Source organism: Pseudomonas sp. MAFF 730105, assembly GCF_055380705.1.
Genome location: NZ_AP018438.1, coordinates 1,954,880 through 1,970,970, shown reverse-complemented (window position 1 = coordinate 1,970,970; position 16,091 = coordinate 1,954,880). Strand labels below are relative to the sequence as shown.

12 protein-coding genes are annotated in these 16,091 nt (G+C 57.9%); all 12 read right to left on the bottom strand.

What is annotated here, in order from left to right; all coding sequences use genetic code 11:
• Nucleotides 1-2 precede the first annotated feature (2 nt).
• The 12 genes from PCOSP_RS08795 to mtnA all read right to left on the bottom strand — a co-directional run bounded on the left by PCOSP_RS08795 (nt 3) and on the right by mtnA (nt 16,039).
• Nucleotides 3-1,427 carry a lipopolysaccharide biosynthesis protein gene (locus tag PCOSP_RS08795; protein WP_464710856.1) on the bottom strand — a complete coding sequence of 475 codons (1,425 nt, stop codon included), beginning with the start codon at nt 1,425-1,427 and terminating at the stop codon, nt 3-5.
• 946 nt (nt 1,428-2,373) lie between these two features.
• Entirely contained in the window at nt 2,374-2,610 is a 237-nt protein-coding gene (locus PCOSP_RS08790; RefSeq protein WP_464710855.1) for a DUF1049 domain-containing protein, read from the bottom strand.
• Between the two features lie 16 nt (nt 2,611-2,626).
• Nucleotides 2,627-2,917 carry an integration host factor subunit beta gene (gene ihfB, locus PCOSP_RS08785; protein ID WP_041024569.1) on the bottom strand — a complete coding sequence of 97 codons (291 nt, stop codon included), beginning with the start codon at nt 2,915-2,917 and terminating at the stop codon, nt 2,627-2,629.
• A 144-nt stretch (nt 2,918-3,061) separates the two neighbouring features.
• A complete protein-coding gene (locus tag PCOSP_RS08780; protein WP_139647101.1) occupies nt 3,062-3,340 on the bottom strand; it encodes a hypothetical protein in 279 nt (92 codons plus the stop codon).
• 218 nt (nt 3,341-3,558) lie between these two features.
• A complete protein-coding gene (rpsA, locus tag PCOSP_RS08775) occupies nt 3,559-5,253 on the bottom strand; it encodes a 30S ribosomal protein S1 (protein ID WP_041024567.1) in 1,695 nt (564 codons plus the stop codon).
• Nucleotides 5,254-5,373: 120 nt separating this feature from the next.
• Entirely contained in the window at nt 5,374-6,063 is a 690-nt protein-coding gene (cmk, locus tag PCOSP_RS08770; RefSeq protein ID WP_139647102.1) for a (d)CMP kinase, read from the bottom strand.
• Nucleotides 6,060-8,267 carry a bifunctional prephenate dehydrogenase/3-phosphoshikimate 1-carboxyvinyltransferase gene (locus PCOSP_RS08765; RefSeq protein WP_464711901.1) on the bottom strand — a complete coding sequence of 736 codons (2,208 nt, stop codon included), beginning with the start codon at nt 8,265-8,267 and terminating at the stop codon, nt 6,060-6,062. The genes cmk and PCOSP_RS08765 overlap by 4 nt, the downstream gene beginning before the upstream one ends.
• A gap of 28 nt (nt 8,268-8,295) precedes the next feature.
• A complete protein-coding gene (gene hisC, locus PCOSP_RS08760) occupies nt 8,296-9,408 on the bottom strand; it encodes a histidinol-phosphate transaminase (RefSeq protein WP_139647106.1) in 1,113 nt (370 codons plus the stop codon).
• Nucleotides 9,409-9,421: 13 nt separating this feature from the next.
• Nucleotides 9,422-10,516 (bottom strand): prephenate dehydratase, encoded by a 1,095-nt coding sequence (gene pheA, locus PCOSP_RS08755; protein WP_024778725.1) that lies wholly within the window; start codon nt 10,514-10,516, stop codon nt 9,422-9,424.
• Entirely contained in the window at nt 10,516-11,601 is a 1,086-nt protein-coding gene (gene serC / locus PCOSP_RS08750; RefSeq protein ID WP_139647108.1) for a 3-phosphoserine/phosphohydroxythreonine transaminase, read from the bottom strand. Before serC ends, pheA begins: the two co-directional genes overlap by 1 nt.
• 249 nt (nt 11,602-11,850) lie before the next feature.
• Nucleotides 11,851-14,517 carry a DNA gyrase subunit A gene (gene gyrA / locus PCOSP_RS08745; protein WP_024778723.1) on the bottom strand — a complete coding sequence of 889 codons (2,667 nt, stop codon included), beginning with the start codon at nt 14,515-14,517 and terminating at the stop codon, nt 11,851-11,853.
• Nucleotides 14,518-14,962: 445 nt separating this feature from the next.
• Nucleotides 14,963-16,039: an S-methyl-5-thioribose-1-phosphate isomerase gene (mtnA, locus tag PCOSP_RS08740; RefSeq protein ID WP_139647110.1), complete on the bottom strand. Its 1,077-nt coding sequence runs from the start codon at nt 16,037-16,039 to the stop codon at nt 14,963-14,965.
• Nucleotides 16,040-16,091 lie beyond the last annotated feature (52 nt).

The following is a 16,091-nucleotide window of genomic DNA, read 5'->3' as shown; positions in this document are numbered from 1 at the left end:
GATTATAGGGTAGCCTTCATGAACTCACCCCACCTAACGCCTTTCCAGAAGGAAATAAGCGAAACAATCGAAAAGCCTATTATCCAATAGATGGACACTTTCCACCAAAGACTATCCCCCCATTCAAGCTGCAAACTTAAATGCAAAGCATAACCCACAGAAAAGGCCAAAAATGACACTATCATAGGAAATGTAAAAGCTTTGTACACATTGAGCCGCTTATACATACTGGCAACGACGAAGCCAAAATAAATAAATTGAGCCAGGAGCACGCCCAAGGATATGCCATAAAGCCCCCATAACATTCCACCAACCCAAGCCAATCCAATGGACATAATCGCGGCCCCCAGTGAAAGATATGCAAGTAATTTCATCCGCCTATGCACTTCAAGCCGCTTTTGAAAATACACAGCCGTACTATTCAAGAAAACTCCCAGAAAAGCATAGAAAACAATTATTATAGATGTTCCAATTTTTTTGCCCGTCATTCGCTCAAAAAACTCAAAACCGACAAAGTACAGGACGCACCACAAGAGAGAAAATGCCACAATCAGCAAGCTTGAAGAACTCTCTATAATCTCTATAGCAAATTTGCCTTCCCGAAACTTGTTAATTACAAATGGGTGAACCATCATCAACAGAGGCATACTTAGAAGCCCTGCACCACCAACAAAAAGATCTTTTAAAGATAAATATGAGTCTCCATATTCAACTCCATAATGCCCAATTGCAAAGCGATCAGCCCCCGCCATCACCAACATGCCTAGAATCCATGGCGAAAGCGCGGCACCATATTGATAGACAAGCTTTAGATCACGCTTAAATAGCTCAACACTTGAGAACGGATTCGAAGCCTTATAAACACGCAATACACAGAAAAGCATATATAACACTGAAACAGTATAGCCGGCGACCGATGCGAGCAGGGCGTACCTGAAATCAATATCTACATACCTAAAAAAAAGCATTACCAATCCAATCTGGGTAAGGGTCTGTAGAAGAACAGCGACAAGTTGCTGTTTCACCAAGAAGCCCGCTTGACACGTCGACGAAAGGAAAAAAAATAAAATCTGACTAAAGCACAACAACCAAACATAGACAAAAAAACCTTCCCCAACGACAAAAAATACAGATACGATTGCTGCCAGAGAAGATGCGATCGGAGCAATAAACAAAATCATACATATGCAATTCGAGGTAAATAAGCCTCTTTCCTTCACGCCAGAATAATAATAAACGAATGAGTTCCCTACCCAACCAGCGCATAACTGGGCAGCAATCAAAGAACAAAATACACTTACCGAATAACTTATGTACTGCCCTTCAGGAAACGATCTATATAAGAAGAAAACTAAAAAAACACCTGATACAGCTGGCACCATCTTTACCGGAACATAGAGCAATAACTTTTGAAGAAAAACACTCATAACTCTCTGATCCACCCAACGTTTTTCTCATAACAAGAATAGATAAAACAATGTTAAGCCACAGAGGCAGCTTCATTTAGAAATATTTCAGAAAGGATCGCATGTTTACAATTTATGGGCAAGATGGCACCGTGCCACTGCTCATGAGCAAAAAATGAGACAAATCGACGGAGCAGACGATCACCAGGCAGACTCCTCAACCAACTCACCATACAACCTGTCGACGCCCCTCCTCCCAGGAATGGGAGGCAATTTGGAGACCGAGCGAAGCTTTTTCATGGAACTGCGCTAGACGCCCCGAAAAGGTTGAGGAAGTAACAGCAAGGTCCCCGCCCTCCATCTGCCAGGACTGATTGACCGTCGCCAACGATAAAGAGACAGAACGGAGTTATTCAGCACGCCGCGTGCATTCAAGAAGGCGTTGATCGTGCGATTGCGGCACCAGTCCAGCCCAACACCGTTGACGTGCGGAGGTACAGCCGACTCATATAATGTAAGAAAGCGGCATATGGTACCGACGACAGTTCAGTTTCTAAAATACCCGCACAAATAGAGTGGAAAGCTGTGGGCGATGCTGCCCCTGTACTCGCCACACGAAAAATCTGCAGGGTGCTCCTGGTTGCGAAAGCTATTCAGACTATTTGGCTTTTGGAGAATGTTGAGCCTAGGCTATAAACAAAAAACTTCCACCTGATCAACACGGATGCGGTCGTACAAAATTTAATACCTTGGTATCCGGCGAAGAGCCACCTGACCATGCTTGCTGTTTGTCATCCTCACCCCAGACTCATTCCACTCGTTCTTTACTTACAAACAAGCATCTGGAAAAGGGATTCCCATGACCTTCGCAACTGAAAGCCACATTGCACAATCATGAAAAACCTCATCAAGGCCCAAGGGATTGCCCGCCAACGTAGAACTAAAGCTAGCCGGCCTTGATCGAACGTCACGAACGGTCACGCTTTCCTTTGATACGTCCGAACAAAAACGCGAAAGAAGGTCCCATACCCATACCAACGAGCAAAGCAAGTATTACAGCAATCGATACTGGCACGTTCTGTAAAGACCAGCCTAGAAAAGCTAAAGTGAAGCGCTGTTGGTTCTCTAGAACAAACACTAGAACTAACAAAACCAGCAACAGTATCAACACGGTAAGTACTGCGCGTGAGAGGTTACGCATCATTCTTGATCCAGCACATTCATACCTCCTCATCCTCATTCACCCGATCCCTGAGTTCCTTGCCCGGCTTGAAATGAGGTACGAATTTGCCGTCAAGACTCACGGACTGGCCGGTCTTAGGGTTACGCCCCACCCGTGGCGCACGGTAATGGAGGGAAAAGCTGCCGAAGCCACGGATCTCGATACGATCTCCGGTCGCCAGGCATTGGGACATTTGTTCAAGCATAGTCTTGATGGCCAACTCCACATCCTTGGATGAGAGCAGCCCTTGATGGGTGACAATTCGTTCGATCAACTCCGACTTCGTCATATTTTTCCCTTCTTTTTCAAGCAGCTAGATCAGTGCTTCGAAAGGTTTTAGCATGCTCCGAGGAATTTGAACAGCCCAAGTATTGACAAATCTTCCATACACCGCACTGCTCCTTTTCGGGGCACGCAGTATAAGCTCCCCCCACTATCGACACATAACCAGCATCGTCCGCGTCAGATAACCCGCCGGATTGAACCCGAAGGGATACGAGTCTTCATCCTTCGCATCGTCGGATCGGGTAATCACTTTATAACCCGCCCCCTTGCACTCCCTGGCAGCGCGCTTATGACACTTCTCCCAGCCGGAGCCCAACCCCGAGCAATCGATCTCGATGCCACTGACACCGCGTACTGCGTGGGTCTTGGCGCTTGTAGAGCAACCTGCCAGCGTCAATACCACCAACACAAGAAAGAATCTGTTCATTCAAGTCCTATACGCAGGAGGCCCATCCAATGCCAAACAACCTTGGTCGCCATATAGATAATTGATCCGCTTAACAAAGAGACCGTTCTATCAGAGAATTGGTTTCATCGTGACAGCGAACCCTGACGAGACATGCCCAGATGGAATGCAGGGATTAACAAAATCGCAGCCACAAAAAAGGGCGACCGAAGTCGCCCTTTTTTACAGAAAGTCAGAACTTAGTTCTGTTTTTCCGCTTGTGCAGCACGCAGCAGGTCACCCAGAGTGGTGGCTACTGGAGCATCCGAAGCAACTGGCTTGTCGCGCAGGCTCTGGATAGCTTCTTTCTCGTCTTCAACGTCTTTCGACTTGATCGAGAGCTGGATTACGCGGCTCTTGCGATCAACGCTGATGATCTTGGCTTCTACTTCTTCGCCTTCTTTCAGAACGTTACGCGCGTCTTCAACGCGGTCACGGCTGATTTCGGAGGCTTTCAGAGTCGCTTCGATATCGTCGGCCAGGGTGATGATGGCGCCTTTGGCGTCAACTTCTTTCACGATGCCCTTAACGATTGCGCCTTTGTCGTTCTCTTGAACGTACTCGGAGAACGGATCGCTTTCCAGCTGCTTGATACCCAGGGAAATGCGCTCGCGCTCTGGGTCAACCGACAGGATGACGGTGTCCAGCTCGTCGCCCTTCTTGAAGCGACGTACGGCTTCTTCGCCCACTTCGTTCCAGGAGATGTCGGACAGGTGAACCAGACCGTCGATGCCGCCGTCCAGACCAATGAAGATACCGAAATCGGTGATCGACTTGATGGTGCCGGAGATCTTGTCGCCCTTGTTGAACTGGCCAGAGAAGTCTTCCCATGGGTTGGACTTGCACTGCTTGATGCCCAGGGAGATACGACGACGCTCTTCGTCGATGTCCAGGACCATGACTTCCACTTCGTCACCGACTTGTACGACTTTCGAAGGGTGGATGTTCTTGTTGGTCCAGTCCATTTCGGAAACGTGTACCAGACCTTCAACGCCTTCTTCCAGCTCAGCGAAGCAGCCGTAGTCGGTGAGGTTGGTAACACGGGCAGTGACGCGGGTGCCTTCTGGGTAACGGGCTTTGATAGCGACCCATGGATCCTCACCCAGTTGCTTGAGGCCCAGGGAAACACGATTGCGCTCGCGATCGTACTTCAGAACCTTGACATCGATCTCGTCGCCAACGTTGACGATTTCAGAAGGATGCTTGATACGCTTCCAGGCCATGTCGGTGATGTGCAGCAGGCCATCGACGCCACCCAGATCGACGAATGCGCCGTAATCGGTGAGGTTCTTGACGATACCCTTGACCTGCTGGCCTTCCTGCAGCGATTCCAGCAGAGCTTCGCGCTCGGCGGAGTTTTCGGCTTCCAGGACACTGCGACGGGAAACGACAACGTTGTTGCGCTTCTGGTCCAGCTTGATGACCTTGAATTCCAGCTCTTTGCCTTCCAGGTGCGTGGTGTCGCGCACTGGACGGACGTCAACCAGGGAACCTGGCAGGAACGCACGGATGCCGTTAACGTCGACAGTGAAGCCGCCTTTAACCTTACCGTTGATAACGCCCTTGACCACTTCCTCAGCTGCGAAAGCCGCTTCCAGAACGATCCAGCATTCAGCGCGCTTGGCTTTTTCACGGGACAGCTTGGTTTCACCAAAGCCATCTTCAACCGAGTCCAGAGCAACGTGAACTTCGTCACCGACGTTGATGTTCAGCTCGCCAGCATCGTTGTAGAACTGCTCAAGCGGGATGAGTGCTTCAGACTTCAGACCAGCGTGAACGGTTACCCAGCGAGCTTGGTAATCGATATCAACGATAACACCGGTGATGATGGAGCCTGCCTGAAGGTTCAGGGTTTTCAGGCTTTCTTCAAAGAGTTCCGCAAAGCTTTCGCTCATTTTAATTCCTGTTGATTAGGGCGAAGAATACGCCCGCCTCCACACCCCAGACGATGTGGGTTAGTTTCATATAGAAGAAGCACCGCAGGACTATGACTGGTCCCCTGCGGAGCTTCCTGGTCACCCGGCGATATCGCGAATGGCGATCTCGCTCATGATGCGTTGCAACACCTGTTCGATGGACAACTCCGTGGAATCCAGCTGTATTGCATCAGCCGCCGGCTTGAGCGGGGCTACTGCGCGCTGGGTGTCACGTTCGTCACGTGCACGGATCTCATCTAGCAGACTCGACAGACTAACATCCTCGCCTTTGCCCTTCAACTGCAAATATCGGCGACGAGCCCGCTCCTCCGCGCTGGCGGTCAGGAAAATCTTCAATGGCGCGTCTGGAAAGACGACCGTGCCCATGTCGCGACCATCGGCCACCAGCCCCGGCTGCTCCAGAAATGCACGCTGACGCTGCAGCAAGGCTTCGCGCACCGCCGGCAGCGCGGCGACCTGGGAGGCCCCGGCGCCAACGGTTTCAGTACGGATGACGTCGCTGACTTCGTCGCCTTCCAGGATGATGCGCTGCAGCTGACCGTCGGTCGCCGCAATGAACTGCACATCCAGGTGCGCCGCCAGGGCCTTGAGCAACTCCTCGTTGGTCAGGTCCACGCCATGGTTGCTGGCCGCAAATGCGAGCAGGCGGTACAGGGCCCCCGAATCGAGCAGGTTCCAGCCCAGCTGCCTGGCCAGCATCCCGGCGACGGTGCCCTTGCCCGAACCGCTCGGACCATCGATGGTGATGACCGGTGCCTTGATGTTCACGACCGTGCCTCTTTTGCCACTCGAATACCAACCTGCGCGCACAGCGCCAGGAAGTTCGGGAACGACGTCGCAACGTTGGCGCAGTCATGGATGCGAATCGGCGCGTTCGCTCGCAGGGACGCAACACTGAAGGCCATGGCGATGCGATGATCGCCGTGACCATGGACTTCGCCGCCGCCGATCTGGCCACCGTCGATGATGATGCCGTCCGGCGTAGGCTCGCACTTGACGCCCAGCGCCAGCAAACCATCCGCCATCACCTGGATACGGTCCGATTCCTTGACCCGCAGCTCTTCGGCGCCGGTCAACACCGTCCGCCCTTGCGCGCAGGCCGCAGCCACGAACAGCACCGGGAACTCATCGATCGCCAGCGGAACCAGCGCCTCGGGAATCTCGATACCCTTGAGTTTAGCTGCTCTTACGCGAAGGTCCGCCACCGGCTCGCCGCCTACTTCACGCTGGTTCTCCAGGGTGATGTCGGCGCCCATCAGGCGCAGGATATCGATCACGCCCGTACGGGTCGGATTGATGCCGACGTGCTCGAGCACCAGCTCGGAGCCTTCGGCGATGGACGCTGCCACCAGGAAGAACGCCGACGAAGAGATGTCGCCCGGCACTTCGATGTGGGTCGCGGTCAACTTGCCGCCCGACTCAACGGACGCCGTAGCGCCATTGACCGTGACCGGATAGCCAAAGCCACGGAGCATGCGCTCGGTGTGGTCACGGGTCGGCGCCGGCTCGGTGACAGTGGTCTTGCCTTCGGCATAGAGACCGGCCAGCAGCAGGCAGGATTTCACCTGGGCACTGGCCATTGGCATGGTGTAGGTCAGGCCCTTGAGTTTGTTGCCACCACGGATGACCATCGGTGGACGACCGTCGGCGGCCGTCTCGATGACCGCGCCCATTTCCCGCAGCGGGTTGGCCACGCGGTTCATCGGCCGCTTGGACAGCGACGCGTCGCCGGTCAGGGTGCTGTCGAAATCCTGTGCGGCCAGCAGGCCGGACAACAGGCGCATCGAAGTGCCGGAGTTACCCAGGTAGATCGGGCCTGGCGCAGGCTTGAGGCCATGCAAGCCAACACCGTGGATCGTCACGCGGCCGTGGTGCGGCCCTTCGATGACCACCCCCATGTCGCGGAACGCTTGCAGCGTCGCCAGGGCATCTTCGCCCTCGAGGAAGCCTTCCACCTCGGTCACGCCTTCGGCCAGGGAGCCGAGCATGATCGAGCGGTGGGAAATCGATTTATCGCCCGGTACACGAATACGCCCGCTCAGGGAGCCACCAGGTTGTGCCAGGAAAATCAGATCGTTGGAATTCATAGCGTCCACATAGGCCCGACGGGCCAGGATTTTACTGAAATGCTCGCGGGCCACCCTGGCGCGTGTGAAAACGCCCAGCAGTTGGTGCCCGTCCCCTGCATCGACCGCGTCGCGTAAGGCGTCGAGGTCGCTGCGAAATGTATCGAGTGTGCGCAGGACAGCTTCGCGGTTGGCGAGGAAGATGTCGTGCCACATGACCGGGTCGCTACCGGCGATTCTCGTGAAATCGCGGAAACCGCCGGCAGCGTAACGGAAGATCTCAAGATTTTCATTGCGTTTGGCCAATGAATCCACCAGACCGAACGCCAACAGGTGCGGTAAATGGCTGGTGGCGGCCAGGACTTCGTCATGACGTCCGACCTGCATATGCTCGACATCGGCACCCAATTCACGCCACAAGCGGTCCACCATCGCCAGCGCCGCCGGATCGGTCTGCTCCAGCGGCGTCAATATGACTTTGTGACGGCGAAACAGCTCGGCGTTGGAAGCTTCCACGCCGCTCTGCTCGGAGCCGGCAATCGGATGACCCGGCACGAAGCGCGCCGGCATCCCGCCGAAGGCTTCGGTAGCCGCACGCACGACGTTACCCTTGGCACTGCCGACGTCAGTCAGGATCGCCTGGCCCAGGTCCATGGTCGCCAGCCGTGCCAGGAGTTTCTCCATGGCCAGGATCGGCACCGCCAGTTGAATCACGTCAGCCCCCTGGCACGCAGCCGCCAGATCGTCTTCACAACGATCTACCACGCCCAGTTCCACCGCCAGTTGGCGCGACTGCGGATCCAGGTCGACGCCGACCACCTCGCAGCACAGACCGCTTTCGCGCAAGCCCTTGGCGAACGAGCCACCGATCAGCCCCAGACCGACCACCACCAGGCGACCGATCATAGGTGCAGCAGGTTGCAGTGAAGTGACATCAACCACGAGCCAGGACCTTGCTCAACGCCTCGAGGAAACGGCTGTTTTCCGCTTGCAGGCCAACGGTGATGCGCAGGTGGTTCGGCATGCCGTAATTGGCCACTGGACGCACGATCACGCCTTCACGCAACAGGCCTTGGAACACCGGCGCCGCAACACGCCCCAGGTCGACGCAGATGAAGTTGCCTTTCGAGGGAATCCAGCCCAGGCCCAACTCGCGGAAACCCGCTTCCAACTGCTGCATGCCCGCTTCGTTCAAGTGACGGCTCTGAGCCAGGTATTCTTCATCCTGCAGTGCAGCACAGGCAGCGGCCAGGGCAAAGCTGTTGACGTTGAACGGTTGACGCACGCGGTTCAGCACGTCAGCCACCACGGCGGTGGACAGGCCGTAACCGACCCGCAGCGACGCCAGGCCATAGGCCTTGGAGAACGTGCGCGAAACCAGCAGGTTCGGGTACGCCGCTAGGAAGTCCAGGCCATCGGGCAGGTCACTGCCTTCGGCGTACTCGATGTACGCCTCGTCCAGCACCACCAGCACGTGCTCCGGGACGTCCTGCAGGAAGTCGTCCAGGGCCTGGGCGTCGAACCAGGTGCCAGTCGGGTTGTTCGGGTTGGCGATGAACACCACTCGGGTGTTGGCGTCGATGGCCGCCAGCATGGCCGGCAGATCGTGCCCCCAATCCTTGGCCGGAACCACGCGAGCGTCGGCACCGACCGCCTGGGTGGCGATCGGGTAGACCGCAAACGCATGTTCGCTGAACACCGCGTTGAGGCCCGGCGCCAGGTAGGCACGCGCCACGAGCTCGAGAATATCGTTGGAGCCGTTGCCCAGGGTCACCTGGTTCAGCTCGACACCACAGCGCTCGGCCAGCAGGCTTTTCAAGGCGAACCCATTGCCATCGGGGTAACGGGTCAGCTCGGCCAGTTCATCACGGATCGCCGCCAGCGCCTTGGGACCGGCACCCAGCGGGTTCTCGTTACTTGCCAGTTTGACGATGCTGGCCGGATCCAGGTCCAGCTCGCGAGCCAGTTCGTCCACGGGCTTGCCCGGAACGTAAGGCGAAAGTTGTTGCACGCCTGGCTGTGCCAGAGCGAGGAAGTTGCCACTCATTTGCTATCCGCCCTTAAAGAACTGCCTTGGGGTAGGAACCCAGCACCTTGAGTGCCACTGCTTCCTGACTGATTTTCTCCAGCACACCTTTTACCAGCGGGTCGCGGTGGTGGCCGACGAAATCGATGAAGAACACGTAGGTCCATTTACCGCTGCGCGACGGACGGGTCTCGATCCGGGTCAGATCGATACCATTGTCGTGGAACGGCACCAGCAGCTCATGAAGCGCACCGGGCTTGTTGCTCATGGAGACGATGATCGAGGTCTTGTCGTCGCCGGTCGGTGGCACTTCCTGGTTGCCGATCATCAGGAATCGCGTGGAGTTGTCCGGACGATCCTCGATTTTCTCAGCCAGGCGAGTCAGCCCATAGAGACCGGCCGCCATGTCCCCGGCGATCGCCGCCGAGTTCCACTCACCCTTGACCCGCTTGGCCGCCTCGGCGTTGCTCGATACCGCCACGCGCTCGACATTCGGATAATGGGCGTCCAGCCACTTGCGGCACTGGGCCAGGGACTGGGCGTGGGAATAGATCCGGCTGATGCTGTCGGTCTTGGTGTTCTCGCCCACCAGCAGGTGATGGTGGATGCGCAGCTCGACTTCGCCACAGATCACCATGTCATGTTCGAGGAAGCTGTCCAGCGTGTGGTTGACCGCGCCTTCGGTGGAGTTTTCCACCGGCACCACGCCGAAATTCACCGCGCCGGCCGCGACTTCGCGGAAGACTTCGTCGATGGCCGCCATCGGCTTGCTGATCACCGCGTGGCCGAAGTGCTTCATGGCGGCGGCCTGGGTAAAGGTCCCCTCAGGGCCCAGGTACGCCACTTTCAGCGGTTGCTCGAGGGCCAGGCACGACGACATGACCTCGCGGAACAGCCGCGCCATCTCTTCGTTGCTCAGCGGGCCCTTGTTGCGCTCCATGACCCGCTTGAGCACCTGAGCCTCACGCTCGGGTCGATAGAACACCGGCACCTCACCTTCGGCAAGGGAGGCCATTTTCACCCGGGCGACTTCCTGGGCGCAGCGCGCGCGCTCGCTGATCAGCTCCAGGACTTTTTCGTCCAGGGCATCGATGCGCAGGCGCAGCGCCTTGAGTTCTTGCTCTGACATCAGCCGTGTTCCTTCTCGAACTCTGCCATGTAGGCGATCAGTGCGTTGACCGCATTGATGTCCACGGCGTTGTAGATGGAGGCGCGCATGCCACCGACCGAGCGATGGCCCTTGAGGTTCAGCAGCCCGCGCTCGTCGGCACCCGCCAGGAACGGCTTGTCGAGACGGTCGTCGGCCAGGCGGAACGGTACGTTCATCCAGGAGCGGTCGGTCTTGTTGATCGGGTTGCTGTAGAGGCCGCTGGCGTCGATGAAGTCGTAGAGCACGCGTTGCTTCACTTCATTGAGCTTGCCGATGGCTTCGACACCGCCCTGCTCCTTGAGCCATTCGAATACCAGGCCGGACAGGTACCAGGCCAGGGTCGGCGGCGTGTTGTACATCGAGCCGTTGTCGGCTGCGACCTTGTAGTTGAGCATGGTCGGGCACAGGGAACGGGCACGACCCAACAGGTCCTCGCGAATGATGCTGACCAGGATGCCGCTCGGGCCGATGTTCTTCTGGGCGCCTGCGTAGATCATGCCGAAACGGGAGACATCCACAGGGCGCGAAAGAATGTCCGAAGACATGTCAGCCACCAATGGCACGTCACCGGTTTCCGGGATCCAGTTGAATTCCAGGCCGCCGATGGTTTCGTTCGGTGCGTAATGAACGTAGGCCGCGTCCTTGGACAGGTTCCACTCATTCTGACCGGGGATGGCGAAATAATCGTAGGGCTTGGCGGTGGCGGCAACGTTGACGTGGCCGTAACGCGAGGCTTCTTCAATGGCTTTCTGCGACCAGATACCGGTGTCGATGTAGTCAGCCTTGCCACTCTCCGGCAGCAGGTTCAACGGGATCTGGGCAAATTGCTGGCTGGCGCCGCCCTGCAGGAACAACACCTTGTAGTTGGACGGGATGTTCAGCAGATCACGCAGGTCCTGCTCGGCCTTGGTGGCAATGGACACGAACTCATCGCTACGATGGCTCATTTCCATGACGGACAGGCCCTTGCCATGCCAGTCGAGAAGTTCACCCTGGGCACGCTTCAGGACCGCTTCAGGAAGCGCCGCCGGGCCGGCACAGAAGTTATAGGCTCTCTTGCTCACATCCAATCTCGCTCTGATCTGGTGGTCACACATTAATACGGTATCAGCGGGCGCCCATTGTGGGAGCAAGGCTTGCCCGCGATTACAGACTTGCATTCAACATGAATGTCGACTGATCTATCGCTATCGCGGGCAAGCCTTGCTCCCACAGCTCGCTCCCACAGTTGAGCTGTCATGCACAGTCTCGCAAAATTTCAAAAGGGACAAACAACAAGGGGGCGAATCTTCATCCGCCCCCTGCGTGTCCGCTTATTCCTGCGGTTCTTCTTCGTCTGCGGCAGCGTCGAGCGATTGATCGTCGCCGGCCATGTCGTCGACATCGGCACCCAGGGTACCGTCGAACGCCACGTCGTCCTCGCCTTCCAGCTCCTCGCCTTCGACTTCCGACGGCTCCTGCACCCGCTCAAGCCCCACCAGCGTTTCATCGCTGGCCAGCTTGATCAGCGTCACGCCCTGGGTATTACGGCCCAGGCTCGACACTTCGTCGACCCGCGTACGTACCAGGGTGCCCTGGTCGGAGATCAGCATGATCTCTTCGCCATCGAGCACTTGGACTGCACCGACCAGACGGCCGTTACGCTCGTTGCTGACCATGGCGATCACGCCCTGGCCGCCACGCTTGTACTCGGGGAATTCGCTGATGGCGGTACGCTTGCCATAACCACGCGCCGAAGCGGTGAGGATCTGGCTGCCCTCTTCGGGGATCAGCATGGAAATCAGCTTCTGACCTTCCGGCAGGCGCATGCCGCGCACACCGCGGGCGGTACGGCCCATGGCGCGAACGTCGGATTCCTTGAAGCGGGTAACCTTGCCACCGTCGGAGAACAGCATGACCTCACGCTCGCCATCGGTAATGGCGGCGGAAATCAACACGTCGCCTTCGTCCAGCTCCAGGGCAATCAGGCCCACGCTGCGCTGGCGACTGAAGGACTCCAGCGGGGTCTTCTTGACGGTGCCGTTGGCGGTCGCCATGAAGATGTAGTGGCCTTCGGTGTATTCCTCCACCGGCAACATGGTGGTGATGTACTCACCGTCGTCCAGTGGCAGCAGGTTGACCAGCGGACGACCACGGGCGGCGCGAGACGCTTCGGGGATTTCGTAGGTCTTGAGCCAGTACACCTTGCCCTTGCTGGAGAACAGCAACAGCGTGGTGTGGCTGTTGGCAACCAGCAGGTGAGCAATGTAGTCCTCATCCTTGACGCCAGTCGCCGACTTGCCTTTGCCACCGCGACGCTGGGCCTGGTAGGCAGCCAGCGGCTGGGTCTTGGCATAGCCACCGTGGGAAATGGTCACCACGCGGTCTTCTTCCGGGATCATGTCACCCAGGGTCAGGTCCAGGCGCGCATCGAGGATCTCGGTGCGGCGCACGTCGCCGTATTCGGCGCGGATCACTTCCAGTTCTTCGCGGATCACTTCCATCAGGCGCGTGGCGCTGTTGAGGATGCGGATCAGCTCGCCGATCTGGTTGAGGATCTCCTGGTACTCGGCCAGCAGCTTCTCATGCTCCAGGCCGGTCAGGCGGTGCAGGCGCAGTTCCAGGATGGCTTGCGCCTGTTCCGGGGACAGGAAGTACTTGCCGTCGCGCAGGCCGTATTGCGGGTCGAGGTTCTCCGGACGACAGGAGTCGGCGCCAGCGCGCTCGACCATGGTCATCACCGCACTGGACTCCCAAGGCGTGCTGACCAGCGCTTCCTTGGCTTCCGACGGCGTCGGTGAAGCCTTGATCAGGGCAATGACCGGGTCGATGTTCGACAGGGCCACAGCCTGGCCTTCCAGGATGTGACCACGCTCACGGGCCTTGCGCAGTTCGAACACGGTACGGCGGGTAACCACTTCGCGACGGTGACGCACGAAGGCTTCCAGCAGGTCCTTGAGGTTCAGGATCCGCGGACGACCATCGATCAACGCAACGATGTTGATACCGAACACGCTTTGCAGCTGGGTTTGAGCGTAGAGGTTGTTGAGGATCACCTCAGGCACTTCGCCGCGACGCAGCTCGATCACGACGCGCATGCCGTCCTTGTCGGACTCGTCCCGCAGCTCGGTGATGCCTTCGAGCTTCTTCTCCTTGACCAGCTCGGCGATCTTCTCGATCAGACGGGCCTTGTTCAGCTGGTACGGGAGTTCGGTGATGACGATCTGCTGGCGGCCACCGACCTTGTCGATGTCTTCGACCGTCGAGCGAGCGCGCATATAAATGCGGCCGCGACCGGTGCGATAGGCCTCGATGATACCGGCACGACCGTTGATGATCGCGGCGGTGGGGAAGTCCGGACCGGGGATGTATTGCATCAGCTCATCGACGGTCAGCTCGGGGTTGTCGATGAGGGCCAGGCAGCCGTCGATGACTTCACCGAGGTTGTGCGGCGGGATGTTGGTTGCCATGCCCACGGCAATGCCGCTGGAACCGTTGACCAGCAGGTTCGGGATACGGGTCGGCATGACCGCCGGGATCATTTCGGTGCCGTCGTAGTTCGGCACCCAGTCCACGGTTTCCTTGTGCAGGTCGGCCAGCAGCTCGTGGGCGAGCTTGGTCATGCGCACTTCGGTGTATCGCATGGCCGCAGCGTTGTCGCCGTCCACGGAGCCGAAGTTGCCCTGGCCGTCTACCAGCAGGTAGCGCAGGGAAAATGGCTGCGCCATCCGGACGATGGTGTCGTACACCGCAGTGTCACCGTGAGGGTGATACTTACCGATCACGTCACCGACGACACGGGCGGATTTCTTGTACGGCTTGTTGAAGTCGTTGCCCAGCTCGCTCATCGCGAACAACACGCGCCGGTGCACGGGCTTCAAGCCATCGCGCGCATCCGGCAGCGCCCGCCCGACGATTACGCTCATTGCGTAGTCGAGGTAGGACTGTTTCAGCTCGTCTTCGATATTGACCGGGAGGATTTCTTTGGCCAGTTCGCCCATGAGAAGCCTGATTCCTTTTTCTGGTGAAACCTCGTCACATCCAGACGGGATGAACGAAGCTCGCCGCTACAGGACAAGTGCCGTGCAGCGACTTACGACAAATCAACGAGTTATGCCATGGATCTGCGCAGTAAAGACCGCTTCGTGAAGCGACCTTGGAAACCGCCGGATGTTATCACAAGAGCCGCCACGCACCTATCCCCCAGATGCGCATGGAGCATAGTTAGTTGACCGGTGACAGGCTGGAATGGGACGAGAGGGGCTTAGAAGCGCTGCGACTGAAGAATTTGCGCTCAAATGCAAGAAGATTCACAGCTTTCAAGGGCCTCTTCGCGAGCAGGCTCGCTCCCACAGGAGTGTTTTGTATGCCCGGGGTTCCTGACACACCGCAATTCCATGTGGGAGCGAGCCTGCTCGCGAAGGCAATGCACCTGACAAAACCGTCTTAATGCAGCCGCTTGCGGCACATCAATTGCGCCATCTTCGCGGTATCCGGGCGCTCGACGATACCCTTCTCCGTGACGATGGCATCGATCAGGTCGGCCGGCGTGACGTCGAACACCGGGTTGAACGCCTCCACATCCGCGCCAACCCGCTTGCCGCCGACTTCCAGCAGTTCGCGCCCGTCGCGTTCTTCGATCGGGATGTCTTCGCCACTGGCCAGGTTCATGTCGATCGTCGAACTCGGTGCCACCACCATGAAGCGCACGCCGTGGTGCATGGCGCAGACCGCCAGTTGATAGGTACCGATCTTGTTCGCCACGTCACCGTTGGCGGTGATGCGGTCGGCGCCGACGATCACCCAGGTCACGCCCTTGGTCTTCATGATATGGGCAGCGGCGGAATCGGCGTTGAGGGTCACCGGGATGCCCTCATTGGCCAACTCCCAGGCCGTGAGGCGCGAGCCCTGCAGCCATGGACGGGTTTCGTCGGCGTAGACACGCTCGACCATCCCCTCGATGAATGCGCCGCGGATCACCCCCAGGGCCGTGCCGAAGCCGCCGGTGGCCAGGGCACCGGTGTTGCAATGGGTCAGGATGGCCTGGGCATTGCCCTGATGCTTGCGGATCAGGTCGACGCCGAGCTGGGCCATGGTCAGATTGGCTTCACGATCACTTTCGTGAATGGCGACAGCCTCGGCCTCAAGGGCGGCCAGCGGCTCGGCATGCTCCTTCAAGCGCGCCAACCGGTCGCGCATCCGATCCAAGGCCCAGAACAGGTTCACCGCCGTCGGCCGGGATTCGGCCAACAAGGTGAAATCCGCCTCCAGCGCCGTTTGCCAATCACCGCCCTCGGCCACCCTCGCCCGCGCGGCCAGCACCACACCGTAAGCCGCACTGATCCCGATGGCCGGCGCGCCGCGCACCACCATCGCACGAATGGCCTCGGCCACGCCGGCCGCACTGGTGTAGGCGATCCAGTTTTCCTCGAACGGCAAAACACGCTGATCCAGCAGGTACAGGGCGCCATCCCGCCAATCGATGGCCTTCACCTTCTCCGCAGCCAACAGTTGATCGCGCATCCTACACTCCGCACTCTTGAACAAAGCCGCCGATTATAGCGATCCCAGCGTG

What these genes read in the sequence shown, in the direction of transcription:
- PCOSP_RS08795 (WP_464710856.1), bottom strand. Translation starts at nt 1,427, where the DNA reads ATGAGTGTTTTTCTTCAAAAGTTATTGCTCTATGTTCCGGTAAAGATG.
- PCOSP_RS08790 (WP_464710855.1), bottom strand. Translation starts at nt 2,610, where the DNA reads ATGATGCGTAACCTCTCACGCGCAGTACTTACCGTGTTGATACTGTTG.
- ihfB (WP_041024569.1), bottom strand. Translation starts at nt 2,917, where the DNA reads ATGACGAAGTCGGAGTTGATCGAACGAATTGTCACCCATCAAGGGCTG.
- PCOSP_RS08780 (WP_139647101.1), bottom strand. Translation starts at nt 3,340, where the DNA reads ATGAACAGATTCTTTCTTGTGTTGGTGGTATTGACGCTGGCAGGTTGC.
- rpsA (WP_041024567.1), bottom strand. Translation starts at nt 5,253, where the DNA reads ATGAGCGAAAGCTTTGCGGAACTCTTTGAAGAAAGCCTGAAAACCCTG.
- PCOSP_RS08765 (WP_464711901.1), bottom strand. Translation starts at nt 8,267, where the DNA reads ATGATCGGTCGCCTGGTGGTGGTCGGTCTGGGGCTGATCGGTGGCTCG.
- hisC (WP_139647106.1), bottom strand. Translation starts at nt 9,408, where the DNA reads ATGAGTGGCAACTTCCTCGCTCTGGCACAGCCAGGCGTGCAACAACTT.
- pheA (WP_024778725.1), bottom strand. Translation starts at nt 10,516, where the DNA reads ATGTCAGAGCAAGAACTCAAGGCGCTGCGCCTGCGCATCGATGCCCTG.
- gyrA (WP_024778723.1), bottom strand. Translation starts at nt 14,517, where the DNA reads ATGGGCGAACTGGCCAAAGAAATCCTCCCGGTCAATATCGAAGACGAG.
- mtnA (WP_139647110.1), bottom strand. Translation starts at nt 16,039, where the DNA reads ATGCGCGATCAACTGTTGGCTGCGGAGAAGGTGAAGGCCATCGATTGG.